This window comes from Azospirillum doebereinerae, from assembly GCF_003989665.1.
GTDB classification, from domain to species: domain Bacteria; phylum Pseudomonadota; class Alphaproteobacteria; order Azospirillales; family Azospirillaceae; genus Azospirillum; species Azospirillum doebereinerae.
On the sequence record NZ_RZIJ01000010.1, the window covers coordinates 58,252 to 81,900 of the forward strand.

Annotated in this window: 25 protein-coding genes; 8 read left to right on the top strand and 17 right to left on the bottom strand. The window is 68.0% G+C overall.

The genetic code is table 11. The features are described from left to right. The first annotated feature begins 101 nt into the window (after positions 1-101). Positions 102-908 carry an alpha/beta hydrolase gene (locus EJ913_RS14160; protein WP_126998909.1) on the top strand — a complete coding sequence of 269 codons (807 nt, stop codon included), beginning with the start codon at positions 102-104 and terminating at the stop codon, positions 906-908. A 114-nt stretch (positions 909-1,022) separates the two neighbouring features. Then, complete coding sequence (locus EJ913_RS14165) at positions 1,023-1,517, top strand: hypothetical protein (RefSeq protein WP_126998911.1); 495 nt, start codon at positions 1,023-1,025, stop codon at positions 1,515-1,517. Positions 1,518-1,529: 12 nt separating this feature from the next. Here the strand turns inward: EJ913_RS14165 and EJ913_RS14170 are convergent, their stop codons facing one another. After that, positions 1,530-2,441, bottom strand: coding sequence for a LysR substrate-binding domain-containing protein (locus EJ913_RS14170; RefSeq protein ID WP_126998913.1), 912 nt, complete (start codon positions 2,439-2,441; stop codon positions 1,530-1,532). A gap of 114 nt (positions 2,442-2,555) precedes the next feature. Between EJ913_RS14170 and EJ913_RS14175 the strand changes: the two genes are divergently transcribed. Continuing rightward, on the top strand, positions 2,556-4,013 hold the full coding sequence (locus EJ913_RS14175; RefSeq protein ID WP_126998915.1) for a catalase: 1,458 nt from the start codon (positions 2,556-2,558) through the stop codon (positions 4,011-4,013). 18 nt (positions 4,014-4,031) lie between these two features. Here EJ913_RS14175 and EJ913_RS14180 read toward each other — a convergent pair whose 3' ends face one another. The 10 genes from EJ913_RS14180 to EJ913_RS14225 form a co-directional block, all read right to left on the bottom strand. Further along, the gene (locus tag EJ913_RS14180) at positions 4,032-5,192 is read right to left on the bottom strand and encodes an OpgC family protein (RefSeq protein WP_126998917.1); all 1,161 of its coding nucleotides are present in this window, start codon (positions 5,190-5,192) and stop codon (positions 4,032-4,034) included. A 157-nt stretch (positions 5,193-5,349) separates the two neighbouring features. Next, positions 5,350-5,805, bottom strand: coding sequence for a type II toxin-antitoxin system RatA family toxin (locus EJ913_RS14185; protein ID WP_126998919.1), 456 nt, complete (start codon positions 5,803-5,805; stop codon positions 5,350-5,352). 25 nt (positions 5,806-5,830) lie between these two features. Continuing rightward, positions 5,831-6,784: a lipoyl synthase gene (gene lipA / locus EJ913_RS14190; protein ID WP_126998921.1), complete on the bottom strand. Its 954-nt coding sequence runs from the start codon at positions 6,782-6,784 to the stop codon at positions 5,831-5,833. Between the two features lie 58 nt (positions 6,785-6,842). Beyond that, complete coding sequence (locus EJ913_RS14195; protein ID WP_126998923.1) at positions 6,843-7,328, bottom strand: DUF29 domain-containing protein; 486 nt, start codon at positions 7,326-7,328, stop codon at positions 6,843-6,845. Between the two features lie 41 nt (positions 7,329-7,369). After that, positions 7,370-8,767 (bottom strand): dihydrolipoyl dehydrogenase, encoded by a 1,398-nt coding sequence (lpdA, locus tag EJ913_RS14200; RefSeq protein ID WP_126998925.1) that lies wholly within the window; start codon positions 8,765-8,767, stop codon positions 7,370-7,372. Positions 8,768-8,782: 15 nt separating this feature from the next. Continuing rightward, positions 8,783-9,085, bottom strand: a complete 303-nt coding sequence (locus EJ913_RS14205; RefSeq protein WP_126998927.1) for a chorismate mutase — start codon at positions 9,083-9,085, stop codon at positions 8,783-8,785. 22 nt (positions 9,086-9,107) lie between these two features. Next, positions 9,108-10,445, bottom strand: coding sequence for a pyruvate dehydrogenase complex dihydrolipoamide acetyltransferase (locus EJ913_RS14210; protein ID WP_126998929.1), 1,338 nt, complete (start codon positions 10,443-10,445; stop codon positions 9,108-9,110). Positions 10,446-10,461: 16 nt separating this feature from the next. Beyond that, a complete protein-coding gene (locus EJ913_RS14215) occupies positions 10,462-11,856 on the bottom strand; it encodes a pyruvate dehydrogenase complex E1 component subunit beta (RefSeq protein ID WP_126998931.1) in 1,395 nt (464 codons plus the stop codon). Between the two features lie 71 nt (positions 11,857-11,927). Then, on the bottom strand, positions 11,928-12,947 hold the full coding sequence (gene pdhA, locus EJ913_RS14220; RefSeq protein WP_126998933.1) for a pyruvate dehydrogenase (acetyl-transferring) E1 component subunit alpha: 1,020 nt from the start codon (positions 12,945-12,947) through the stop codon (positions 11,928-11,930). A 172-nt stretch (positions 12,948-13,119) separates the two neighbouring features. Then, on the bottom strand, positions 13,120-13,506 hold the full coding sequence (locus tag EJ913_RS14225; RefSeq protein WP_126998935.1) for an FtsB family cell division protein: 387 nt from the start codon (positions 13,504-13,506) through the stop codon (positions 13,120-13,122). Between the two features lie 298 nt (positions 13,507-13,804). On the opposite strand from EJ913_RS14225, the gene EJ913_RS14230 reads away from it, so the two are divergent. Beyond that, positions 13,805-14,086, top strand: coding sequence for a hypothetical protein (locus EJ913_RS14230; protein WP_126998937.1), 282 nt, complete (start codon positions 13,805-13,807; stop codon positions 14,084-14,086). 39 nt (positions 14,087-14,125) lie between these two features. On the opposite strand, the gene modC is transcribed toward EJ913_RS14230, so the two are convergent. The 3 genes from modC to modA are packed head-to-tail and all read right to left on the bottom strand — an operon-like array spanning position 14,126 to position 16,750. Then, complete coding sequence (modC, locus tag EJ913_RS14235; protein ID WP_126998939.1) at positions 14,126-15,238, bottom strand: molybdenum ABC transporter ATP-binding protein; 1,113 nt, start codon at positions 15,236-15,238, stop codon at positions 14,126-14,128. Positions 15,239-15,246: 8 nt separating this feature from the next. After that, the gene (modB, locus tag EJ913_RS14240; RefSeq protein ID WP_126998941.1) at positions 15,247-15,942 is read right to left on the bottom strand and encodes a molybdate ABC transporter permease subunit; all 696 of its coding nucleotides are present in this window, start codon (positions 15,940-15,942) and stop codon (positions 15,247-15,249) included. 10 nt (positions 15,943-15,952) lie between these two features. Further along, on the bottom strand, positions 15,953-16,750 hold the full coding sequence (modA, locus tag EJ913_RS14245; protein ID WP_126998943.1) for a molybdate ABC transporter substrate-binding protein: 798 nt from the start codon (positions 16,748-16,750) through the stop codon (positions 15,953-15,955). A gap of 175 nt (positions 16,751-16,925) precedes the next feature. Between modA and rpe the strand changes: the two genes are divergently transcribed. Both rpe and EJ913_RS14255 read left to right on the top strand, forming a co-directional pair. After that, positions 16,926-17,579 carry a ribulose-phosphate 3-epimerase gene (gene rpe, locus EJ913_RS14250; protein WP_126998945.1) on the top strand — a complete coding sequence of 218 codons (654 nt, stop codon included), beginning with the start codon at positions 16,926-16,928 and terminating at the stop codon, positions 17,577-17,579. 130 nt (positions 17,580-17,709) lie between these two features. After that, on the top strand, positions 17,710-17,967 hold the full coding sequence (locus EJ913_RS14255; protein WP_126998947.1) for a GlsB/YeaQ/YmgE family stress response membrane protein: 258 nt from the start codon (positions 17,710-17,712) through the stop codon (positions 17,965-17,967). An 82-nt stretch (positions 17,968-18,049) separates the two neighbouring features. Here EJ913_RS14255 and EJ913_RS14260 read toward each other — a convergent pair whose 3' ends face one another. From EJ913_RS14260 to EJ913_RS14270, 3 genes are all read right to left on the bottom strand, one after another. Next, the gene (locus EJ913_RS14260; RefSeq protein WP_126998949.1) at positions 18,050-18,850 is read right to left on the bottom strand and encodes a PhyR family response regulator anti-anti-sigma factor; all 801 of its coding nucleotides are present in this window, start codon (positions 18,848-18,850) and stop codon (positions 18,050-18,052) included. 132 nt (positions 18,851-18,982) lie between these two features. After that, the gene (locus EJ913_RS14265; RefSeq protein ID WP_126998951.1) at positions 18,983-19,555 is read right to left on the bottom strand and encodes a thermonuclease family protein; all 573 of its coding nucleotides are present in this window, start codon (positions 19,553-19,555) and stop codon (positions 18,983-18,985) included. Continuing rightward, positions 19,533-20,243 (bottom strand): SOS response-associated peptidase, encoded by a 711-nt coding sequence (locus EJ913_RS14270; RefSeq protein WP_126998953.1) that lies wholly within the window; start codon positions 20,241-20,243, stop codon positions 19,533-19,535. The genes EJ913_RS14265 and EJ913_RS14270 overlap by 23 nt, the downstream gene beginning before the upstream one ends. 194 nt (positions 20,244-20,437) lie before the next feature. Between EJ913_RS14270 and EJ913_RS14275 the strand changes: the two genes are divergently transcribed. Together EJ913_RS14275 and EJ913_RS14280 are read left to right on the top strand one after the other, a co-directional pair. Beyond that, on the top strand, positions 20,438-22,759 hold the full coding sequence (locus EJ913_RS14275; RefSeq protein ID WP_126998955.1) for a xanthine dehydrogenase family protein molybdopterin-binding subunit: 2,322 nt from the start codon (positions 20,438-20,440) through the stop codon (positions 22,757-22,759). A gap of 188 nt (positions 22,760-22,947) precedes the next feature. Then, positions 22,948-23,643, top strand: a complete 696-nt coding sequence (locus tag EJ913_RS14280; protein ID WP_238520979.1) for an EAL domain-containing protein — start codon at positions 22,948-22,950, stop codon at positions 23,641-23,643. The last annotated feature ends 6 nt before the right edge of the window (positions 23,644-23,649 follow it).

The window sequence follows — 23,649 nt, forward strand, 5'->3', positions numbered from 1 at the left end:
GGCGGCGTCAAACCGGACAGGCGCACCGGCGCAAGGCGGCTGGACGCGCGCCGGTCGGCCCGCCATTGTCACCGCACCGCACAACACGATGCCCGAGCCCGATGTCCCAGCTTGAAATCATCAGCCACCGTCCCGCCGGCCCGGCCAAGCCGACGCCGCTTCTCTTCGTCCACGGCGCCTTCAGCGCCGCCTGGATCTGGGACGCCAAGTTCCTGCCCTGGTTCGCCGAGCGCGGGTGGGAGGTGCACGCCGTCTCCCTGCGCGGCCATGGCGGCAGCGAGGGGACGGACCGCCTGCACAGCTTCGGCATCGCCGATTACGTGGAGGACGTGCTGGAGGCCGCCGGTCGCTGCTCCGCCCCGCCGGTGTTGATCGGCCATTCGATGGGCGGCTTGGTCGTGCAGCGGGCGCTGCGCCGCCGCCGCTTCCCCGCCGCCGTGCTGATGGCCTCATCCCCGCCGCACGGGCTGTGGTCCTCCACGCTGGGGCTGATGTGGCGGGCGCCGGATGTCTACCAGCAGATGTCGCTGCTGACGATGTTCGGCACCTCGGCGGTCAGCGCCGACCTGATCGGCCGCTCGATGTTCGCCGAGGGTATGCCGCGCGAGGAGGCGGCGAAATACGAGCCGCTGCTCCAGGAGGAATCGCGCCGGGTGCTGATGGACATCGGCGGCTGGATTCCCTTTCCGATCCTGCCGCCCCGCGACATCCCCGTGATGGTCATGGGGGCCGAGAAGGATCTGCTGTTCCCCCGCGCGGAGGTCGCCGCCACCGCCCGCGCGCTTGGGGTCGACCCCGTCTTCATGCCCGGCATGGGCCATGCGATCATGCTGGAGCGCGAGTGGGACCGCGCCGCCGAGCGGATCGACGGCTGGCTGTCCGAGACCCTGGCGGCCAAGCCCGACTGACGGCCCCCGATTGGTTTGTAAACGGATTGTTAGTAATACGATCAATATTCTTGCCTTGAGCGCGGCGCTTGCCGATCCCCGGTTCAGCGGCCGCGCCAACGGTGGGGGTGATCCATGAAGGGCTTCTCGATCGCGGCCAACGACTGGGGTGTCCACGCCATCCTCTACAAGGGCTTCACGGAGGCGGATTCGGCGGCTTGGCTGGCGGCACTGCGCGAAGCCGTCGGGATGGTGGGCAAGGCCGGGCGGGCGTCGAGCCTGTTCGCCGATCTGCGTGACGCGACCCTGTCGTCGGCGTCGCTGGATGGACTGTTCGCCCAATTGACCCGGATGGGCATCGGCCGAAGCGCGGTTCTGCTGTCCGACCCGGCGACGGCCAAACGGCTGCGCGCCGCGCTCGACACCGCCAACGCCGGTCATGCCGTGCGGGTCCTCGTCACCGACGGGCGCGACCGCGTGTCCATCGCCGCCGCCTATTCCTGGATCCTGAACGGCACGGAACCGCGCGCCGGCCGCGTGCCCGACGCCCTCAGCGGGGAGATCCTGACCTTCCCGGCGCCGGTACGGGACAGCTTCGCCACCCAGCCTCCGATGCGCGCGGCGTCCTGACGACGCCATGTTTCAAACCGGCCGCATGCCCGGCGGCGGCGCCTCGCGCAGCCGTTGCGCCAAGTCCCGGAAGCCCGGCGCGCGCGGATCGCTGGCCCGCCAGACCAGACCGATCTCGCGCCCCGGCGCGTCGCCCTCGAACTTGCGGTAGGCGACCAGACCGCCGACCGTGGTGCCCTCCCCGGCCGCCAAGCGCGGCATCAGCGTGTAGCCGGTTCCCGCCGCCACCATATGGCGCAGGGTCTCCAGCCCGGTGGCGTGGCGCATGCCGCGCGCCGTGGCGCCGCAGGCGACCAGGGCCTGGTCGCGCAGGCAGTGCCCCTCCTCCAGCAGCACCAGCTCGTTCGGGTCGAGATCCTTCAGGCCAATGGACGGCAGATCCTCCAGCCGGTGCCCGGCCGGGTGGGCGAGCAGGAAGGGTTCGAAGAACAGCGCCTCGGTCGCCAGCCCCTCGGTGTCGATGGGAAGCGACAGCAGCACGGCGTCGATCCGCCCCTCGCGCAGTTCCTCCAGCAACCCCTCCGTGCGTCCTTCCGACAGCACGAGTTGCGCGTTCGGCAGGTGGCGGCGCATCACCGGCAGAGCGTGGGGGAACAGATACGGCCCCAGCGTCTGGATGGCGCCGACCGACAGCGTCCCCGTCAGCGTGCCTTCCGTCCCCCGCGCCACGGTGAGCAGGCGCCGGGCCTCCTCCAGCACGACGCGCGCCTGCCGGATCACCGCCTCGCCCTGCTGCGTCAAGAGGACGCGGCGGCTGGTGCGTTCGAACAGGGCAATTCCCAGCGTATCCTCAAGCTTGCGGATCTGCGCGCTGAGCGACGGCTGGCTGACCGCGCAACGCTCCGCCGCCTTGCCGAAATGCCGCTGTTCGGCGACCGCGACGGCATACTCCAAATCCCGCAACGACAGCCCCGCCACATTCATAGATATATCCTATGGATTTGTTTGGAACGATGTTTTGGATATATCGACGACGGTGACGGATAACCAGAGGTGAAAGCGGTCCCAAGCCAAGAAAGCCAGAGAGGACACAACGCCATGACCACCCTGACCACCGCCGCCGGCGCGCCCGTCGCCGACAACCAGAACTCCCTGACCGCCGGGCCGCGCGGGCCGGTGCTGATGCAGGATTTCCACCTGATCGAGAAGCTGGCCCATTTCAACCGCGAGCGGATTCCCGAGCGCGTGGTCCACGCCAAGGGGGCCGGCGCCTACGGCGTCTTCCGCGTCACCCGCGACGTGACGCCCCACACCAAGGCGTCCTTCCTGTCGGCCATCGGCAAGGAGACCGAGGTCTTCCTGCGCTTCTCCACCGTCGGCGGCGAGAAGGGATCGGCCGACGCCGACCGCGACCCGCGCGGCTTCGCGCTGAAGTTCTACACCGAGGACGGCAACTACGATCTGGTCGGCAACAACACGCCGGTCTTTTTCATCCGCGATCCGCTGAAGTTCCCCGACTTCATCCACACGCAGAAGCGCAACCCGGCGACCAACCTGAAGGATCCGACGGCGGTCTGGGACTTCTTCTCGCTGTCGCCGGAGACGATGCACCAGCTGACCATCCTGTTCAGCGACCGGGGCACGCCGCGCGGCTACCGCCACATGGACGGCTTCTCCAGCCACACCTTCTCGTGGATCAACGCGGCGGACGAGCGCTTCTGGGTCAAGTACCACTTCAAGACCCGCCAGGGGATCGAGAACTTCACCGCCGAGCAAGCCGCCCGCATGGCCGGCATCGACCCCGACCACGCGACGCGCGACCTGTTCGCCGCCATCGCGGACGGCGATTTCCCGGCCTGGACCGTGTCGGTGCAGATCATGCCGGAGCTCGAGGCCGAGCGTTACGCCATCAACCCCTTCGACCTGACCAAGGTGTGGCCGCACGCCGACTACCCGCTGGTCGAGATCGGCGAGCTGGCGCTGAACCGCAACCCGGAGAACTACTTCGCCGAGGTCGAGCAGTCCGCCTTCAGCCCGGCCAGCGTGGTGCCCGGCATCTCCTTCAGCCCGGACAAGATGTTGCAGGGCCGGCTGTTCGCCTACGCCGACGCCCACCGCTACCGGCTGGGCGCCAACCACGGGCATCTGCCGGTCAACCGCCCGCACGCGACGGAGGCGCGCAACTACCAGCGCGACGGCGCCATGCGCTTCGACGGCAACGGCGGCGGACGGCCGAACTACGAGCCGAACAGCTTCGGCGGCCCGACGCAGGACCCGAGCAAGGCCGAGCCGCCGCTGAGGATTTCCGGTGACGCCGGCCGCTACGACCACCGCGAGGGGAACGACGACTACGCCCAGGCCGGCGCGCTGTTCCGCCTGATCGGCGCCGAGGCCCAGGCGCGGCTGATGGGCAACATCGCCGGCTCGCTGGGGCAGGCCCCCGCCGCGATCCAGCAGCGCCAGTTGCGCCATTTCCTGGCCGCCGACCCGGCCTATGGCCACGGCGTCGCCCAGAGGCTGGGCGTGACCATCGAGAGCGCCATCGCGGCCGAGTGATGCGCTGAAGGGCGCCGGTCAGAGGGCTTCGGACACCCTCCGGCCCTCGACCGGCGACCGGCGCGTCCGACGGAGCGTCCGCTGGCGCTCCAGCGTTAGGCCCAGCAGGATCAGCGCCCCCATGCCGCCGAGATTCACCGCCAGCACGGCGGCGATCCCCTGCGCCTTCAACAGCACGATGGTTCCGCAGAAGGACAGGATCAGACCGAGGCAGAACACCGGCAAGGAGTGTCGCCCGCAATTCGTCAGGAGTTGCATCGGCCCCCATCTCAGCCACTTGGCGTCGCGGGGCACCAGCAGGGCCGCCGCGCAGGCCAGGGCCAGGAAATGCAGCAGCCGCATCGGGCCGAGCGTATGCTTCTCGGCCAGCGGGATGCCCTGCTCCGGTAGGACGGCCTGCATTCCGCCCGGCAGCATCGCACGGATTCCTTCGGCCGCCGCCCCCTTCCACAGCATCATCCCCAGCAGGATCGCCAGCGCCGCCGCCAGCAGCGCGCCCGACCGGGGCAGCCGGTGGCCGCCGCGCAGGGCGAAGGCCATGGTCATGCCCAGGAAGAAGACGACCTGCCACGCCAGCGGGCTGAAGTTCCAGCGTTCCCCCCACAGATTCGGTGGCGAGAGGTCGGGCGCCACCTGCACGCCCGCGTAGAGCGCCACCGGCCCCAGGAACGCCGCCACCCCGAACCGGGCGAGTAGCCACAGATAGGCCGGCGCCGCCACGATCAGCACGATGTAGAGCGCCAGGATGTCGAAGGCGTATGGCAGGTAGAGCAGCACCGCGTGCCACGCCAGCGCCGTCGCCGGCTGCTCGAAAAGCGGCAGAAAGCTGGCCAGCCGGTGCGAATCCGTCACCGAAACCAGCCCGCCGAACACGGAGATCCCGACGATCAGGCCGCAGGTTAGCATGGTCAGGAAATTCGCCACCCAGAGCTGGCGGCAACGGACCAGCGCCTTCATCTGGGAGGGAAGGAAGCCGCGCTCCGCGAAGAGCGGCGCGTAGGCCAGCGCCACGGCGTAACCGGAGATGAAGATGAAGATCTCGGCCGCGTCGGAGGGGCCGAACCGGGCCGGCGTCACCTTCGCCAGAGGGTTGAGGCCGACGTGGTTGACGAAAATGATCAGAAGGGCTAGGCCCCGGAAAAGATCGAGCCGAACGTCCCTCGTTTGCCGTTCCAGCATGCTCCGATGTCCTCCTTCTCCTCACGACCGGTGCGTTCACGCAACCATACGTGCCGGGAAAGGAGAATCCTTCACACCATCATGCTCCGTTTCACCGCCTCCTGGGTGACCCGGATGTCCGCAAGGGAGCACAGGGGGTAGTCGATTCGGAGAGCACTCAGGCCGATTGAGTCGCCCCGGCGCGCCCATACAGCTGGTTGGCCCGCGTCTCGAAGGCCTGCACCATCCGTCGCACGGCTTCGTTGAACAACAGGCCCATGATCTTCTGCAGCATCTTGGAGCGGAACTCGAAATCCACGAAGAAATCGACGCAGCAACCGCCTTCGTGCTCGCGGAAGATCCAATGGTTGTTCAGGTACTGGAACGGCCCATCGGTGTACTGGACGTTGATCCGGCATTCCGGCTCGTTCAGCTCCACCCGCGAGGTGAAGCGTTCGCGGACCATTTTGAAACCGATGACGAGGTCCGCGAACATCACATCGCCTTCCCGGCGGCGGATGCGGGCGGCCAGACACCAGGGCAGAAACTCCGGATACCTCTCCACATCGGCGACCAGCGCGTACATCTGCATGGGCGTGTAGGGAAGAACCTTCTTTTCCGCGTGAGTCGGCATGCCCTTACCTTCAATCCTTCCTGTCTCAGGCCGCGAGGCCGAGCTTCTTCAGCCGGGCCGCCCGCAGCTTCTCGAAATCGGCGCCCGCGTGGTAGGACGACCGGGTCAGCGGCGACGACGCCACCAGCAGGAAGCCCTTGCCACGACCGACCGTGGTATAACCGGCGAACTCCTCCGGCGTCACGAAGCGATCGACCGCCGCGTGCTTCGGCGTCGGCTGGAGATACTGCCCAATCGTCATGAAGTCCACATCGGCGGCGCGGAGATCGTCCATCACCTGCCCGATTTCCTCCTTCGTCTCGCCCAGGCCGACCATGACGCCGGACTTGGTGAAGATGGTGGGGTCGAGTTCCTTGACCTTCGCCAGCAGTTGCAGCGAGGTGAAGTAGCGCGCTCCCGGCCGGATCGTCGGGTAGAGGCGCGGCGCCGTTTCCAGATTGTGGTTGAACACGTCGGGCTTGGCGGCGACGACGATCTCCAGCGCGCCCTTCTTCTTCTGGAAGTCGGGGGTCAGGATCTCGATGGTCGTGCCGGGCGACGCCTCGCGGATGGCGCGGATGGTGCGGGCGAAATGCTCCGCCCCGCCGTCCTCCAGGTCGTCGCGGTCGACCGAGGTGATGACGACGTGGCTCAGCTTGAGCTGGCCGACCGCCTCACCGACCTTCTCGGGCTCATGCGGGTCGAGCTTGTCGGGGCGCCCGGTCTCGACGTTGCAGAAGGCGCAGCCGCGCGTGCAGATCGCGCCCAGGATCATGAAGGTCGCGTGCTTCTGCTTCCAGCACTCGCCGATGTTCGGGCAGGCCGCCTCCTCGCACACCGTGTTGAGCTTGAGGCCGCGCATCAGCTGGCGGGTCTCGTTGTACTCCTGGCTCATCGGCGCCTTGACGCGAATCCAGGCGGGCTTGCGCTGGATCGGGTTGTCGGGCTTGTGGGCCTTTTCCGGGTGGCGAAGCTTCTCGGTCGGATCGACGAGGGTCATGGTCTGAAGGCTCCCGACGGCCGGCACGCTTGCGGCCCCGAAGATGAACGGAAAGGCGTCACGCCCGCCAGTCCGGCGGAAACAGAGCCGCCGGATAGGCCGGATCGAGCGCTTGGTCAAGCGTGAAAGGCGGCTCGACCGGTATGTGCGAATTGGGCACGTCGGCTTCGGCGGCGGCCTTGAGCCGGGCGTCCTCGTAGACGTCGTCGAAAACCTCGGCGACGTAAGGGCGCAGGCTCGGGCTGTCCTTGATGTCGCGGAGCAACTTCTTGCGCTGCTCGCGGATGGTCAGCCGCCACCCGCGCTCGCACCGCTCGCGCAGGTCGGGGCAGCACAGCCATTTCAGCAGATGCACCAGCAGCACGGACAGGCGGCTGTCGATCTCCGATTTCTGGCTGCGCCCCAGGATCTCGATCTCCTCGGCGACGTTCGCCCAGTCGATGGGGGCGTTGGTGCGCTCGGCGCCGGCGCGGCGAAGCTCCGCCGCCTGGGTTTGCGTCCAGGCGTAGAAATCCTCGTCGTATCCGGCGCTTGCGCGGTCCATCACCCGAACCTTTGGAAGAACGTCGTCTCGGAAAAGCTTAACTAGAAGTGGATAGCCCGGCCATAGGCATCAAGCACCGACTCGTGCATCATCTCCGACAGGGTCGGGTGCGGGAACACGGTGTGCATCAACTCGGCCTCGGTCGTCTCCATGGTCTTGGCGACGGTGTAGCCCTGGATCAGCTCGGTCACCTCCGCGCCGATCATGTGGGCGCCGAGCAGTTCGCCGGTCTTGGCGTCGAACACGGTCTTGACCATGCCCTCCGTCTCGCCCAGCGCGATGGCCTTGCCGTTGCCGATGAAGGGGAAGCGGCCGACCTTGACCTCGTAGCCCTTCTCCTTGGCCTTCTTCTCCGTCAGGCCGACCGAGGCGACCTGCGGGTGCGAGTAGGTGCAGCCCGGAATGCCCAGCACGTTCAGCGCGTGCGGGTGCTTGCCGGCGATGTGCTCGGCGACGATCACGCCCTCGTGGCTGGCCTTGTGGGCGAGCCAGGGCGCGCCCGTCACGTCGCCGATGGCGTAGACGCCCGGCTCGTCGGTCTCGCACATCGCGTTGGTCTGGATGTGCCCGCGGTCCGTCTTCACCTTGGTGCTTTCCAGCCCCAGGTTCTCGGTGTTCGGGCTGATGCCGACGGCGACGATGACGCGGTCGACCGTGATGTCCTCGGTCTTGCCGCCATGCTCGACGCCGACCGTCACGCTGTCGGCGGTCTTGCGCAGGTTGCCGGCCTTGCCGCCGGTGATGATGCGCATGCCCTGCTTCTCGAAGGACTTGCGGGCCATCGCGGAGATCTCCTCATCCTCCACCGGGAGGATGCGGTCCATCACCTCGACCACCGTCACCTTGGCGCCGAGCGCGTTGTAGAAGCTGGCGAACTCGATGCCGATGGCGCCGGAGCCGATGACCAGCAGCGACTTCGGCATCACGTCCGGGGTCATCGCCTTGCGGTAGGTCCAGACCAGCTTGCCGTCGTCCTCCAGCCCCGGCAGGGTGCGGGCGCGGGCGCCGGTGGCGATGATGATGTGCTTGGCGCCGAAGGTGCCGACCGGAGCCGACCCCTTGGTGACCGTCACCTGCCCCTTGCCGGCCAGCTTGGCCGAGCCTTCGATGACGGTGACCTTGTTCTTCTTCAGCAGGTGCTTGACGCCGCCGTTGAGCTGGTTGGCCACCTTGCGCGAGCGCTGCACGACCTTGTCGAGGTCGAAGGTCGCGTTCTGCACGGACAGGCCGTAATCGGCGGCGTGCTTGGCGAGATGCAGCACCTCGGCCGAGCGCAGCAGCGCCTTGGTCGGGATGCAGCCCCAGTTCAGGCAGATGCCGCCGAGGTTTTCACGCTCGATGACGGCGGTGCTGAGGCCAAGCTGCGCGGCGCGGATCGCCGCGACGTAGCCGCCCGGTCCGCCACCGATGACGATGACGTCGTAATTCATGTCGGCCAAGAAACTTCTCCCCAGTCAGGAGCGAGGCGTGTCCTGCGGGCCGGCGGCAAAGATGCCCTCCTCGACCCGGCACGCCTCGTCGATGATCATCTGGTACAGGGCGGCCATGAAAACCGGATCGAGGCCGTAATCCATGCCCCGCTCGGCCGCCAGCGCCTTCACCGCTTCGACGCGGTCGGGCAGGATGGCCGGAAGCCCTTCCGCCATCTTCACCACGGCGACGCGGTGGACGACGGACAGGCGCTTGCCCAGCAGCGCGACGATCTCGTCGTCGATGGCGTCGATTTCGGCGCGAAGCGGGGCAAGGCTGGCGATCACGATCCGGTTTCCCAAGGTCAGGTTAGAGGAGCATCGACAGCGGATCCTCGATCAGCTTCTTGAAAGCCGCAAGGAATTCCGCGCCGACCGCGCCGTCCACCACGCGGTGGTCGACCGACAGGGTGCAGCTCATCACTGTGGCGACGGCCAGCGCGCCGTCCTTGACGACGGGACGCTGTTCGCCGGCACCGACCGCCAGGATGCAGCCCTGGGGCGGGTTGATGATCGCCGCGAACTCCTTCACCCCGAACATGCCGAGGTTGGAGATCGAGAAGGTGCCGCCCTGGAACTCCTCCGGCTTCAGCTTGCCGTCGCGGGCGCGCTTGGCCAGATCCTTCATCTCGGACGAGATTTGGGCGAGACCCTTGCCCTCGGCCTTCTTGATGATCGGGGTGATCAGGCCGGTGGGCGTGGCGACCGCCACCGACACGTCGGCGTGGTCGTATTGCAGGATCGCCGAGTCCGTCCAAGCCGCGTTCGCCGCCGGGACCTTCTTCAGCGCCAGCGCGACCGCGCGGATGACGAAGTCGTTGACCGACAGCTTGTAGGCATCCGACCGGCCGTTCAGCTCGGTGCGCACCTTCAGCAGGGCGTCGAGCTGGATCTCCACCGTCAGGTAGAAATGCGGGACGGTCTGCTTGGCCTCGGTCAGGCGCCGGGCGATGACCTTGCGCATCCCGCTGTTGGGGATCTCGGTGTAGGTCATGCCAAGCTTGTCGGACAGGTCCTTGGCGTCCACGCCGGCGGCCGGCTTCGCCGCCGGAGCGGGCGCGGCCGGAGCGGCGGCGGGGGCCGCAGCCGCAGCCGGAGCGGCAGCCGCCGGGGCGGCGGCGGGCTTGGCCGGGCCGGCGGCCTTGGCGGCCTCGACGTCGGCCTTGACGATGCGGCCGTTGGGGCCGCTGCCCTTGACCGCCTTCAGGTCCACGCCGGCCTGTTCGGCGACGCGGCGGGCCAGCGGGCTGGCGAACACGCGCTCGCCATGGGCGGCGGCCGGAGCCGAAGCCGCCGGAGCGGCAGCGGCCGGGGCGGACGCCGGAGCCGGAGCGGCTGGGGCGGGCGCGGCGGCGGCCGGAGCGGGAGCCGGGGCCGGAGCGGCCGACAGCGCGCTCTCGTCCTCGCCCTCTTCCAGCAGGATGGCGATGGGCGTGTTCACCGCGACGCCCTGGGTGCCGGCGGCGATCAGGATCTTGCCGATGCGGCCTTCATCGACCGCCTCGACCTCCATCGTGGCCTTGTCGGTTTCGATCTCGGCGAGCACGTCGCCGGACTTCACCGTGTCGCCTTCCTTCTTCAGCCACTTGGCGAGGTTGCCCTCGGTCATCGTGGGCGAGAGGGCGGGCATCAGAATCTGAACGGTCATGATCTAGAGCCCCCTCTCAACGGTAGCAGGCTTGCTTGGCGGCCTTGACGATGTGATCGACCTGCGGCAGCGCCAGCTTTTCCAGGTTGGCGGCGTAGGGCATCGGCACGTCCAGACCGGCCACGCGGATCACCGGCGCGTCGAGGTAGTCGAAGGCCTGCTCCATCATCAGCGCGGCCAGCTCGGAGCCGATGCCGGCGAAGGGCCAGCCCTCCTCGACCGAAACCAGGCGGTTGGTCTTCTTGACGCTGTTGACGATGGTCTCGGTGTCGAGCGGACGGATCGTGCGCAGGTTGATGACCTCCGCCTCGATGCCTTCCTTGGCCAGGATCTCGGCGGCGGCCAGCGCGTGGCCGACCATGATCGAGAAGGCGGTGATCGTCACGTCCTTGCCGGCGCGCTCGATCTTGGCCTTGCCGATCGGCAGGGTGAACTCCTCGTCCTCCGGGACCTCGAAGCTCTGGCCGTAGAGGATCTCGTTCTCGAGGAAGACGATCGGGTTGCGATCGCGGATCGCCGACTTCAGCAGGCCCTTGGCGTCGGCCGCCGACCAGGGCGACACGACCTTCAGGCCCGGGCAATGCGCGTACCACGAGGCGTAGCACTGCGAATGCTGGGCGCCGACGCGGGCGGCGGCGCCGTTCGGACCACGGAACACGATCGAGTTGCTCATCTGGCCGCCCGACATGTACAGCGTCTTGGCGGCCGAGTTGATGATGTGGTCGATCGCCTGCATGGCGAAGTTGAAGGTCATGAATTCGACGACCGGCTTCAAGCCCTTGAAGGCGGCACCGACGCCCAGGCCGGCGAAGCCGATCTCGGTGATCGGCGTGTCGATGACGCGGCGGTCGCCGAACTCCTGCAGCAGGCCCTGGGTCACCTTGTAAGCGCCCTGGTACTGCGCGACCTCCTCGCCCATGACGAACACCTTGTCGTCACGGCGCATTTCCTCGGCCATCGCGTCGCGCAGCGCTTCGCGGACCGTCTTCTTGACGGTCTTGGCCATGAACTTGTCCTCGTCCGACGCGGGCGCCGCGACCGGGGCCGCCGGCACCGTGGGGGCCGGGGCCGGAGCGGGCGCCGCTTCCGCCGCCGGGGCGGGGGCAGCGGCGGCGGGAGCGGCGGCGGCCGGGGCGTTGCCGCCCTTGCTCAGCGCGCTCTCGTCCTCGCCCTCTTCCAGCAGGACGGCGATGGGGGTGTTCACGGCGACGTTGTCGGTGCCTTCGGCGATCAGGATCTTGCCGACGCGGCCTTCATCGACCGCCTCGACCTCCATGGTCGCCTTGTCGGTTTCGATCTCGGCGAGGACATCGCCGGACTTCACCGAGTCACCTTCCTTCTTCAGCCATTTCGCCAGTTTGCCCTCGGTCATCGTGGGCGACAGGGCCGGCATCAGCACTTCGATCGGCATTCCTCAACCTCCGGCGGCGCGGGGATTCCGGTTTCCCGTCCCACAGGCGCCGCTCCCGCTTATCGTTGACGTCAGGATTCGACGAGAATGTCGGTCCACAGCTCCGACGGATCGGGCTCCGGGCTCTGCTGGGCGAATTCGGCCGATTCGGTGACGATGGCCTTCACCTCGCGGTCGATCTCCTTCAGCTTGTCCTCGTCGGCGTGGTTGCCTGCCAGGATCTTCGCCTTGAGCTGATCGATGGGATCGGATTCCGACCGCATCTTCTCGACCTCTTCCTTCGTCCGGTACTTGGCCGGGTCGGACATCGAGTGGCCGCGGTAGCGGTAGGTCTTCATCTCCAGGATGACGGGGCCGTTGCCGCCACGGATGTGGGGCACCCACTGGTCCGCCGCGGCCTTGACCTCCAGCACGTCCATGCCGTTGACCTGATAGCCGGGGATGCCGTAGGCGGCGCCGCGCTGGTGCAGCTCGCCGGCCGAGGCGCGCTCCTGCGAGGTGCCCATGGCGTATTTGTTGTTCTCGATGATGAAGAGCACCGGCAGCTTCCACAGCGCCGCCATGTTGAAGCTCTCGTAGACTTGGCCCTGGTTGATCGCGCCGTCGCCGCAATACACGGCGGCCACGCCACCGTCGTTGCTGTACTTGTGCGCGAAGGCCAGACCGGTGCCGAGCGGGACCTGCCCGCCGACGATGCCGTGGCCGCCGAAGAAGTTCTTCTCCTGGCTGAACATGTGCATCGAGCCGCCCTTGCCCTTGGAGTAGCCTCCACGGCGTCCGGTCAGCTCGGCCATCACGCCTTTGGCGTCCATGCCGCAGGCCAGCATGTGGCCGTGGTCACGGTAGCTGGTGATGACGCTGTCGCCCTCGTTCAGCGCGGCCTGCACGCCGACGACGACGGCTTCCTGGCCGATGTAGAGATGGCAGAAGCCGCCGATCAGGCCCATGCCATAGAGCTGGCCCGCCTTCTCCTCGAAGCGGCGGATCAGCAGCATCTCGCGGTAATAGTGGAGAAGGTCTTCGGTCGAAGCGGCTTGAGCGGGCGCAGACTCGGTTTGCGCCTTGGTCGGACGGCGTCGGGACGCGGCCATGGTTCCTCCCCAGGGTTCATGCGGCGGCGGCCTTGAGACGGCCGCCGTCACCACGCGTTGCGGGCAACGGATTCCCGCACCGGAAGCGGATATGGCGCGCACAGTACACGAGCAAATCCGCTCGCGCAAACACCTGTTTTTGCAGGCGTATTTCGGATTAACCGGGTTTCGGTTAATTGGCTGATTTGACCGGCTTCTCCGAAGCGGTCTCGTCGTCGTACAGCTTGGGAAGCGTGACGACCACGTCGCGGGCGTTCGACAGGTTCAGCATCGAGCGCGCGCGTTCGTCCAGCATGTCGCGGTCGAGGTTGTCACCGCGCAGAAGCTGGGCGCGGCGCTCCATGCGCTCGCGCTCCCCCTTCAACTGTTCCAGAACGGTTTCGGCCTGCGCGATCTCACCCTGGATCTGCTTCATGGCAACCAAACCACGGTCGCCATGAATCGCGTAGTAGGCGAAATAGGTTACCACGCACGCGCACAACGAGGGCGCAATGGCTTGGCGGAGCGCGCTTTTTGCGGCGCGGGCGAGCGTATCGGTGAGATCGGCGAGCATCGTCATGATGCAGAGTATGGGATCACAGCGGCTTTCCGGGGGTCAAACAAAAAAGAAGCAACACAAAAGACGACACGCTTTCGTGGTCCTTTCGTGTTCTTCGAGCCACAAGACTTTGGCCCTATGCATTGCTTTCTTCCCCGGCCGACCCGGCTCCCGCGAAAAAATCGCAACGCAGCACGGAATGAATCCTGCCGCGCCCATGTTTGCAAGGAACAGCGGTTGCCAGACCGCGCCGCACCCGGTGGCGTGCGATCGTTCGGCAACCAGCCCCATGCGACCCATGGTAAGGAGAGACACTCCCATGCGCAGCAAGCTTCTGATCGCGGCCCTGCCCGCCCTGCTCCTCGGCTTGGCGGCCTGCGACGACCAATCGAACAACAACACCTCGACCGCCGAGAGGCCGGCCGCGACCTCGGGGTCGACCACCACGCCGCCCGCGTCGGGCGTCCCGGTGACCGGCGGCACGTCGGGCAACGACATGAACAGCACGACCGGTCCGACCGTCACCGCGCCGGGTGGCTCGACCGCCGGCGGCTCGGCCGGGGGCGGAGCGGGCACGACTCCGTCGAGCGGTCAGCAGTAAGGGCGGGTATAAAGCCCCTCCCTCTTGCGGGGAGGGGCTTCAAACATCCACGACTCGGGCCGGGCCGGCTCCCATCATGTCCGGCTCGAAGGCCACGCCCTTCACCAGCGCCACCACCGCGCGGCCGGGGGCGAGGTCCAGGTCGCGGGCGGCGGCCCGCGTGACGCGCGCGATCAGCACCGACTCGCCGACCGCGATGCGCAGATCGACCGAGGACGGCCCCGACTCCGCGATCTCCGTCACACGACCGCTCAGCGTGTTGCGCAGGCTGGTGTTCGTCGGCGGCTCCAGCGCCAGAACCACGTCGCGCGCGTGAATCTGCAAACGGACCGGCGCTCCGACCGGGCGGCCGACGCGCGGTACCATCAGCCGACCGCCGTCGAAGGCGAGCACGCTGAGCGCGTCCTCCTCCACATGCCGTTCGACGGTCAGGTCGAGCACGGCGCCGGTGTCGTGGATCCCGGTGACGGCCGACAGGTCGAGCCGCCCCATCACCGCACCCACCGAACCCGAAGCGACCACCCGGCCCTCTCCGATCAGCACCATGGTCGTGGCGAGGCGGATCACCTCGTCCAGCGCGTGGCTGACCAGCACGATGGGGATGTTCATCTCGTCGCGCAGGCGTTCGATGTAGGGCAGGATCTCGGCCTTGCGGCCGGCGTCGAGCGAGGCCATCGGCTCGTCCATCAGCAGCAGGCGCGGCTGCGCCAGAAGGGCGCGCCCGAGCGCCACGCGCTGCTTCTCGCCCCCCGACAGCCCGCGCGGCCGGCGGTCGAGCAAATGCCCCAGCCCCAGCAGATCGACCACCGGCCCAAGCGCGATGCGGCGTTCGGCCGCCGGGACGCGGCGCAGGCCGAACTCCAGGTTGCTGCGCACGGTCATGTGCGGGAACAGGCGGGAATCCTGGAACACGTAGCCGACGCGGCGCTTCTCCACGGCCACGTCGACGCGCGCCGCGCTGTCGAAATAGGTGGTGCCGCCAATGCGGATGTGGCCCGAATCCGGCCGGGTCAGCCCGGCGATGGCGTTGATGACCGAGGTCTTGCCCGACCCCGAACGGCCGAACAGGGCCGTCACCCCGCGCTCCTCCGCCGTAAAGGCGATGTCGAGTTGGAAACGACCCAGGCTTTGGCGAATGGAAACGTCCAACATGGCGCGGCCTACCCCTGCCCGATCAGGCGGCGCAACCGGTGCGCCAGGAACTCCGACACCATCAGCGCGATCAGCGCGACCGAGAAGGAGATCGTCGCCAGCCGCGCCGCCATGGCGTCGCCGCCCGGTTCCTGCGTCGCGGCGTAGATCGCCAGCGGCAGGGTCTGCGTCTTGCCGGGAATGTTGGAGACGAAGGTGATGACCGCCCCGAACTCGCCCATCGCGGCGGCGAAGGCGACGATGGCGCCCGACAGCAGGCCCGGTGCCATCAGCGGCAGCACGATGGTGAAGAAGCGGTCGACCGGGCCGGCGCCCAACGTGCGCGCCGCCGCTTCCAGCCCGGTGTCGATGGCCTCGACCGACAGGCGGATCGCCCGCACCATCAGCGGGAAGGAGGTCACGGCGACCGCCAGCGACGCCCCTTCCGTGGTGAAGATCAGCCGGATGCCGAAGGTCTGCAACAGCCAGCCGCCGATGACGCCCTTGGTGCCCATGGTGATGAGCAGGATGTACCCGACCACCACCGGCGGCAGCACCAGGGGCAAATGGACCAGCCCGTCGAACAGCGTCTTTCCGGGGAAGGAATAGCGCCCGAGGATCCAGGCGGCCAGAACGGCGAGCGGCAAACTCACCACGATGGCCAAGCCCGCGACCCGCAGGCTCAGCAACAGCGCGGTCGTCTCCATCGGCGACAGGAAATCCATGACGCGGAGCTTATGGCAGCTTCGGCGCCGGAGCGAAACCGAACTCCTTCCAGACCGCCATGCCGTCCGGTGACTTCACGTAGTCGAGGAAGGCGGCGGCCTGGCTGTTCTTCGAGGTGGCGACCAGCGCCGCCGGGTAGACGATGGCCGGATAGCTGTCCTGCGGGAAGATTCCGACCACGGTCACGCCGGGATCGACCGCCGCGTCGGTTGCGTAAACGATGCCGAGCGGCGCCTCACCCCGGCTGACCAGCGCCAGCGCGGCGCGGACGCTGTCGGCGCGGGCGAGCTTCGGCTCCACGGCCTCCCACTGGCCGAGCTTCTCCAACGCCGCCTTGGCGTACTTCCCGACCGGAACGTTCGAGGGGTCGCCGGTGGCGATGCGGCCGTCGCCGGCCAGCGCGGCCAGATCGCCGCCCTGGGTCAGCTTCGGCTTCAAGGTGGAGCCCTTCGGCCCGATCGCCACCAGATCGTTGCCCAGCAGGTTGACGCGGCTGTCGACCTTGATGAGGTCCTTCTTCTGGAGATAGTCCATCCAGTCGAGGTCGGCGGAGATGAACAGGTCGGCCGGCGCCCCGTTCTCGATCTGCTTGGCCAGGGCCGAGGACGCGGCGAAGGACGAGGTCACCGTTGCCCCGGTCTTGGCCTTGAACTGGACCGCCAGCTTCTCCACCGCGTTCTTGGTGGAGGCCGCGGCCATCACCAGCACGTCCTGCGCCATGGCGGCCGGAGCCGACACCATCAGGCCGACGCCGAACACCGCCGCCGACACCAGACGCGTCATCGCGCGCTTACGCACACCGAACATTCCGGATCTCCATGAGTTTCGTGTCACAGTTTATATACAAACGGATACAGCGCTTTGCGGACTCGGTAAAGCGGAAATAGCCCCTCAAACAAAAGGGGATTTTGCCGGCGTGGCCCCGCGCGGCCTGTCGTGCTATGGGGAGGCCATCACGCTCCGTCCGTCAGGGAACGCCGTCATGCCCGCCGTCAAAATCTCCCCGTCCATTCTTTCCGCCGATTTCGCCCGGCTGGGCGAGGAGGTCCGCGCGGTCGACGCCGCCGGCGCCGACTACATCCACATCGACGTGATGGACGGACACTTCGTGCCGAACCTCACCATCGGTCCGGGGGTGGTGAAGGCGCTGCGGCCGCATTCGGCCAAGGTCTTCGACGTGCACCTGATGATCTCGCCGGTCGATCTGTTCATCCCCGACTTCGTCAAGGCCGGCGCCGACATCATCACCGTCCATCCGGAGGCCGGGCCGCATTTGCACCGCACGATCCAGTTGATCAAGTCGCTGGGCGTGAAGGCCGGCGTCTCGCTGAACCCGGCGACGCCGGTGGACGCGATCCAGCACGTGCTGGAGGACATCGACATGGTGCTGGTGATGACGGTCAACCCCGGCTTCGGCGGCCAGAGCTTCATCAAGAGCCAGTTGCCGAAGATCCGCGACCTGCGCGCCCGCATCGACGCGCTCGGCAAGCCCATCGACCTGGAGGTCGACGGCGGCATCAACGTCGAGACGGCCCGTCTGGCGATCGAGGCCGGCGCCGACGTGCTGGTCGCCGGCACCGCCACCTTCACCGGCGGCCCCAGCCAATACGCCGCCAACATCGCCGCGCTGCGCTGACGCTTCCGCGCCCGGAAAGCACACACCCGTAGGAGCACCCCACAAAGGTCCCGGCCGTCGCAGAACCAAACGGCGTCTCAAGCGTTATTGGCTCTGGGAAGACGGTCCCGCAACGGAAGGGAACAGGACCATGGGCATTCTTTGGACCATCATCATCGGGTTTCTGGCCGGCATCGTCGCCAAGTTCCTGATGCCGGGCCGCGATCCGGGCGGCTTCATCATCACGACGCTGCTGGGCATCGCGGGCGCCTTCGTCGCCACCTACCTCGGCGCTGCCGTCGGCTGGTACCGGCCGGGCGAGGGAGCCGGCTTCATCGGCGCCATCGTCGGCGCCGTCGTGATCCTGGCGCTCTACCGCATGATCGCCGGACGCCGGACCACGGTCTGAGGCGTTCCGCACAGGATCGACGCCACTCGAAAGCCCTTCTCTCCACCGTGGGAGGAGGGCTTTCCCGTGTCTGGAGCCTTGTCTAGATCAGCGCCACCGGCCGGGGCATGAAGACGGCGCGCGAGATCGCGGCGCGGATCGCCTCGGCGGTGAAGGGCTTGCGGACGATCTGGCCGAGATGGCGGGCGTCCATTTCCTCCAGGTCGCCGTCGAAGGCGGTCACGAAGATCGTGCGCAGCGCCCGCGTGCGCCGCAGATGGCGGGCGATCTCCACCCCGCTGCTGCCGTCGGCCAGTCGCACGTCAAGCAGCGCCAGCGTCGGCTTCTCCGCCTTCAAAAGCGACAGCGCCTCGCGCTGGTTGACGGCGGTGCCGCAGACCACGTGCCCCATGTCGGCCACCAACTCGCCGATCTCCATCGCCAGCAACGCGTTGTCCTCGACCACCAGGACGCGCTGGGTCATCGCGGAGCGCACCATCTCCCGCGCCGCCTTCAGGTGATCGACCGCGTCGAGCGGGGCAAGGTTCAAAACCTGCGCGGCCTCGGCCAGCGACAGCCCCTCCAGCGTGATCAGAAGATAGAGCCGCCGGTCGGCTTCCGGCAACGCCGCCAGCGCCCGTTCGATGGGGTGCGGCGAGGCGGCCGGGCGTCCATCGTAGGCGCCGTCATCGGCCGACTGGTCGAACAGCAGGTGCAGCAACGCGTAGAGCGAAAGCCGCGCCCCTTCCCCCCGGTCCAGCCCGAACCGCGTCGGCGCCATCACCACCACCTCGACGCAGCGCGTCGCCAGCGCGTCGCCGGCCTCGGTCGTCCCGGTCAGAGCGCGCGCGTAGCGGCGCAGGTAGGGCAGATGGTCGTAGAGTTCGTGTCCGTACACCCGCATGGCCCACCATCCGCTTCCGAAATCCATCGTGGCGCCCGCGCCAAGATAGTTAATAAAGCGTTAACAATCTCCAACCCTATCACGCCCCCCCGCCCCTTCGCGACCCGAAAAGAACTCCCGGAAGGCAGAGGCTCAGTGGGCTTTTTCGCGAAGCTGGCGTGAGCGCCATTGCCAGGGTTTCTCGACCTGCCCGGCCCACAGCCCCATCCGCTTGCTCTGCGCGTAGGCCTCGCCCTTCTGGTAGACCGCCGACAGGCTGGCGTAGTGGAAGGCCCAGCCGCGCGACACCATCATCGCTCCCAGATCGACGTTGCGCACCCGACATTCGCCCTTCTTCTCGCCGGTCCGGTCCTTTTCGGCCACGGTGCAGGTGACCTCCTCGTCCTTGACCATGGCGGCGAGAACCGCCGTCGCGATCTTGAAGCAGTCGAGTTCGTGGCCGTAGCGGTTCCTGCATTTCTGCCCTGGATCGGGCGCATCGATTCCCATCAGCCGGATGGGCGTTCCATCGATGCTCAGAAGATCGCCTTCCATCGCGATCGCCTTTCCTTTTAACTCCACATTGGGGGTACCCGCCACCTTGCCTTTGGTCTTGCCGGCCCCCTGCCCCGCCGCCTGCCCCAACGCATAGGCCGGAACGCCAAGTGCGAGCATCAAGGTCAGGGTTGCAACCGCGATCCGGTCAGAACAGCGTCGGCTGGTCATCGCTGGCCTTCCGGCGCGGGTCGGGTGGCGGCGGATCGAGGCAGGACGGGTCATCGTTCCGCACGCTGTTGACACGCGGCCCAACCGGGACGACGTCCAGCAGCCCTTCGGGCGCCGGACGCAGCAGACTCCTTGCGTCCTCCACCGGCGTCGCCGGGTCGAGCCAGCGTTTCCAATCGACCGCGTCCAAAACCACCGGCATCCGTTCGTGCAGAACCGAAAGCGTCGTGTTGGCGGTGGTGGTGACGACCGTCACGCTTTCCAGCGGCACGTCCAGCGGCGGCCCGCCCTTCGGTCCGCGCCACACCTCCCACAACCCGGCCAGCGCGAAGGGCGCGCGGTCGCGGCGGCGGATGACGTGGCCCTGCTTGCTTGTCCCGGCGGCGGTCCATTCGTAGAAGCCGTCGAGCGGCACCAGGCAGCGCCGCTTGCGCAGGGCCTCGCGGAAGGCCGGCTTGTCGGCCACGGATTCGGCCCGCGCGTTGATCATCCGCGCGCCGACCGACGGATCCTCCGCCCAGAAGGGCACGAGGCCCCAGCGGGCGAGCCGCAGGCGCCGCCCCTCCTCTTCCCACCGGATGATGGGAATGTCGTGGGTCGGGGCGACGTTCCAGCCTTGCTTCAGGTTCGGACGGTCGGGAACGCCGAAAATCCGCTGAAGCTCGCTGACGGGGGTGGTGAGCAGCATTCGTCCACACATGCTTGTCAATATGGCGCCCTTTGTCCGGCTTCGCCAGCCGCGACCTTGCGCGTTTGCGACGGTGCCTCTGCGGTCCGGCGGGGTTCCCCTTTGCGGCACGCCGGCCTATCTTCGCAGGAGCCATCCACCGGATCGAACCGGCACAGCGGCCGGAACACACGCCAGAACAGGGGAGTGACTCCATGAAGTTCGGCATCGGCCAAGCGGTTCCGCGCACCGAGGACGCCCGTCTCCTGACCGGGAGCGGACGCTACACCGACGACGTGTCGCTGCCCGGCCAGAGCCACGCGGCGTTCGTGCGCTCGCCCCACGCGTTTGCCGCCATCGGCGCCATCGACACGGCCGAGGCGCTGGCGGTGCCCGGCGTGCTGGCGGTCTACACCGTGGCCGACCTCGACGCCGAGAACGTCGGCCCGATCCCCTGCAATTCGGATCTGAAGCAGCGCGACGGGTCGCCCTACGTCCGGACGCCGCGCCCGGCGCTGGCGCGGGGCTTCGTGCGGCATGTCGGCGATCCGGTCGCCATGGTCGTCGCCGAGACGCTGGACGCCGCCCGCGACGCCGCCGAGCTGGTGATGGTCGATTACGACGACCGCCCCTCGGTCACCGGCACCGCCGAGGCGCTGGAGCCCGGCCGCCCGCTGGTGTGGGACGAGGCGCCGAACAACCTCTGCTTCGATTGGGAGACCGGCGACGAGGCCGCCGTCGAGGCCGCCCTGTCCAAGGCGGCCCGCGTGGTCGAGCTGGAGATCGTCAACAACCGGGTCGTCGCCAGCCCGATGGAGGGCCGCGCCTGTCTGGCCGGGGTGGAGGCCGACACCGGACGCCTGTCGATCCACGTGACCAGCCAGGGCGTCCACAGCCTGCAGAAGCAGTTCGCCGAGCTTCTGAACGAGCCGAAATCCCGCATCCGCGTGCTGACCACCGACGTCGGCGGCGGGTTCGGGATGAAGCTGTTCAACTACCCGGAATACGTCGCCTGCCTGTTCGCCGCCCGCCGCCTGGGCCGCGCGGTGAAATGGGCCGCCGAGCGCACCGAGGGCTTCGTCAGCGACGATCATGGCCGCGACCACGTCAGCAAGGCGCGGCTGGCGCTGGACGCCGACGGGCGCTTCCTGGGGCTGCGGGTCGACACCGTCGCCAACCTCGGCGCCTATCTGTCCAACTACGGACCGTTCATCCCGACCGACGCCGGATCGGCGATGCTGGTCGGCTCCTACCGGACGCCCGCCGTCCACGTGCGGGTCAAGGGTGTCTTCACCCACACCCAGCCGGTGGACGCCTACCGGGGCGCCGGACGGCCGGAAGCCGCCTATCTACTGGAGCGGCTGATCGACCACGCCGGCCGCGTCACCGGGCTGGGGCCGGCGGAGATCCGGCGGCGCAACTTCATCCCCGGCTCGGCGATGCCCTACGCGACACCGATGGGGCAGGTCTACGACACCGGCGAGTTCGCGCAGAATCTGGAGGACGGCCTGATCCTCGCCGACATGGCCGGCCTGCCCGCCCGCAAGGCGGAGGCCAGGGCGCGCGGCAAGCGTCGCGGCGCCGGCCTGTCGACCTACATCGAGGCCTGCTCGGGCGGCGGGCCGGAGCAGGCGACCGTGCAGGTCGGCGGCGACGGCAAGGTCGTCCTGCTGATCGGCACCCAGACCAACGGCCAGGGCCACGAGACCGCCTACAAGCAAATCCTCGCCGACCGCCTGGGCGTGCCGCCCGAGGACGTCGAGGTCGTGCAGGGCGACACCGACCGCATCAGCTTCGGCGCCGGCACCGGCGGGTCGCGCTCCGTCCCGGTGGGCGGATCGGCCCTGGCGGAAAGCGCCGCGAAGGTGGTGAAGACGGCGATTCCCGTCGCCGCCGACCTCCTGGAAACCGCCGAGGTGGACATCGAGTTCGCCGAGGGCCGCTTTACCGTCGCCGGCACCGACCGCAGCGTCTCGCTGAAGGAGGTCGCGGCCAAGGCGGCGGCCGCCGGAGGCGGCATCGCCTTTTCCGAGCAGGCGCGCTGGACCCCGCCGGCAAGCACCTTCCCCAACGGTTGCCACATCGCCGAGGTCGAAGTCGATCCCGACACCGGCCATGTCGAGGTCGTGCGCTACAGCGTGGTCGACGATTTCGGCACGGTCGTGAACCCGATGCTGGTGATCGGGCAGGTGCATGGCGGCATCGCCCAGGGGCTGGGCCAGGCGCTCCAGGAGCGCGTGGTGTTCGACCCGGACAGCGGCCAGTTGCTGACCGGCTCCTTCATGGACTACCAACTCCCGCGCGCCGAGGACATGCCGCCGATCGAGGTGAAGCTGAACTGCGTTCCCAGCACCACCAACCTGCTGGGCATGAAGGGCGCCGGCGAGGCCGGAGCCATTGGCGCCCCGCCGGCCATCGTCAACGCGCTGGTGGACGCGCTGTCGGAATACGGCGTCGAGCACATCGATATGCCGGCGACCCCGCTGGCGATCTGGACGGCGATTCAGGGGGCACCGAGCCGCGCGGCGGCCGAATAGGGGAATCCGGATAGACGAAGGTGTTGCCGTTGTCACACCTCCGTTGGGTTAACACCCGCGACGAAACCGCCTATTTATGAACTTGTTTGCCTGGGCACACGAGCGTTGGAAAGAGAGGCTGGACGATGACGACAGCGGGAGCGGGTTGCGGTGGACATTGCGCCGAGAAATTTCCTCTGGATTTCACCATGGCGTTCCAGCCCATCGTCGATCTGGCTGCCCACGGCGTCTGGGCGCATGAAGCGCTGGTTCGCGGAGTCGAGGGACAGGGCGCCGGCTGGGTCCTGGGGCAGGTCAACGAGGGCAACCGCTACGCCTTCGACCAGTCCTGCCGGGTCAAGGCCATCGAACTGGCGGCCGGGCTGCCGATGAACGGCGCCCGGCTGTCGATCAACTTCCTGCCCAACGCCGTCTACAAGGCCGAGGCCTGCATCCAGGCGACGCTGGCCGCCGCCCGGCGCACCGGCTTCCCGACCGACCGCATCATCTTCGAGGTGACGGAGAACGAGCGGATCGTCGATCACGACCACCTGAAAAGCATCTTCACCGAGTACAAGCGCCAAGGCTTCCTGACCGCCATCGACGATTTCGGCTCGGGCTATTCCGGGCTGAACCTGCTGGCGGAATTCCAGCCGGACATCATCAAGCTGGACATGGAGCTGACCCGGCACATCGACAGCGACCGTCCCCGCCGCAGCATCGTGAAGGCGATCCTGACCGTCTGCGACGACCTCGGCATCATCCCGGTGGCCGAGGGCGTTGAAACCGTCGACGAGGCCCGCGCGCTCCGCGACCTCGGCGTGACGCTGATGCAGGGCTATCTGTTCGCCAAGCCGGCCTTCCAGGCGGTGGTGACCGACCCGCCGCTGATCCTGGCCGCCTGAGCGGCC

Excerpts from the sequence above, each read along its gene's own strand:
- EJ913_RS14175 (WP_126998915.1), top strand. The coding sequence starts at position 2,556 with ATGACCACCCTGACCACCGCCGCCGGCGCGCCCGTCGCCGACAACCAG.
- EJ913_RS14270 (WP_126998953.1), bottom strand. The coding sequence starts at position 20,243 with ATGCTGCTCACCACCCCCGTCAGCGAGCTTCAGCGGATTTTCGGCGTT.
- EJ913_RS14255 (WP_126998947.1), top strand. The coding sequence starts at position 17,710 with ATGGGCATTCTTTGGACCATCATCATCGGGTTTCTGGCCGGCATCGTC.
- modA (WP_126998943.1), bottom strand. The coding sequence starts at position 16,750 with ATGTTCGGTGTGCGTAAGCGCGCGATGACGCGTCTGGTGTCGGCGGCG.
- EJ913_RS14180 (WP_126998917.1), bottom strand. The coding sequence starts at position 5,192 with ATGCTGGAACGGCAAACGAGGGACGTTCGGCTCGATCTTTTCCGGGGC.
- pdhA (WP_126998933.1), bottom strand. The coding sequence starts at position 12,947 with ATGGCCGCGTCCCGACGCCGTCCGACCAAGGCGCAAACCGAGTCTGCG.
- EJ913_RS14160 (WP_126998909.1), top strand. The coding sequence starts at position 102 with ATGTCCCAGCTTGAAATCATCAGCCACCGTCCCGCCGGCCCGGCCAAG.
- EJ913_RS14275 (WP_126998955.1), top strand. The coding sequence starts at position 20,438 with ATGAAGTTCGGCATCGGCCAAGCGGTTCCGCGCACCGAGGACGCCCGT.
- EJ913_RS14260 (WP_126998949.1), bottom strand. The coding sequence starts at position 18,850 with ATGCGGGTGTACGGACACGAACTCTACGACCATCTGCCCTACCTGCGC.
- modB (WP_126998941.1), bottom strand. The coding sequence starts at position 15,942 with ATGGATTTCCTGTCGCCGATGGAGACGACCGCGCTGTTGCTGAGCCTG.
- EJ913_RS14280 (WP_238520979.1), top strand. The coding sequence starts at position 22,948 with ATGGCGTTCCAGCCCATCGTCGATCTGGCTGCCCACGGCGTCTGGGCG.
- lipA (WP_126998921.1), bottom strand. The coding sequence starts at position 6,784 with ATGACCCTCGTCGATCCGACCGAGAAGCTTCGCCACCCGGAAAAGGCC.
- EJ913_RS14265 (WP_126998951.1), bottom strand. The coding sequence starts at position 19,555 with ATGACCAGCCGACGCTGTTCTGACCGGATCGCGGTTGCAACCCTGACC.
- EJ913_RS14230 (WP_126998937.1), top strand. The coding sequence starts at position 13,805 with ATGCGCAGCAAGCTTCTGATCGCGGCCCTGCCCGCCCTGCTCCTCGGC.
- modC (WP_126998939.1), bottom strand. The coding sequence starts at position 15,238 with ATGTTGGACGTTTCCATTCGCCAAAGCCTGGGTCGTTTCCAACTCGAC.
- EJ913_RS14165 (WP_126998911.1), top strand. The coding sequence starts at position 1,023 with ATGAAGGGCTTCTCGATCGCGGCCAACGACTGGGGTGTCCACGCCATC.
- EJ913_RS14210 (WP_126998929.1), bottom strand. The coding sequence starts at position 10,445 with ATGACCGTTCAGATTCTGATGCCCGCCCTCTCGCCCACGATGACCGAG.
- EJ913_RS14195 (WP_126998923.1), bottom strand. The coding sequence starts at position 7,328 with ATGGACCGCGCAAGCGCCGGATACGACGAGGATTTCTACGCCTGGACG.
- EJ913_RS14170 (WP_126998913.1), bottom strand. The coding sequence starts at position 2,441 with ATGAATGTGGCGGGGCTGTCGTTGCGGGATTTGGAGTATGCCGTCGCG.
- EJ913_RS14225 (WP_126998935.1), bottom strand. The coding sequence starts at position 13,506 with ATGACGATGCTCGCCGATCTCACCGATACGCTCGCCCGCGCCGCAAAA.
- rpe (WP_126998945.1), top strand. The coding sequence starts at position 16,926 with ATGCCCGCCGTCAAAATCTCCCCGTCCATTCTTTCCGCCGATTTCGCC.
- EJ913_RS14215 (WP_126998931.1), bottom strand. The coding sequence starts at position 11,856 with ATGCCGATCGAAGTGCTGATGCCGGCCCTGTCGCCCACGATGACCGAG.
- EJ913_RS14185 (WP_126998919.1), bottom strand. The coding sequence starts at position 5,805 with ATGCCGACTCACGCGGAAAAGAAGGTTCTTCCCTACACGCCCATGCAG.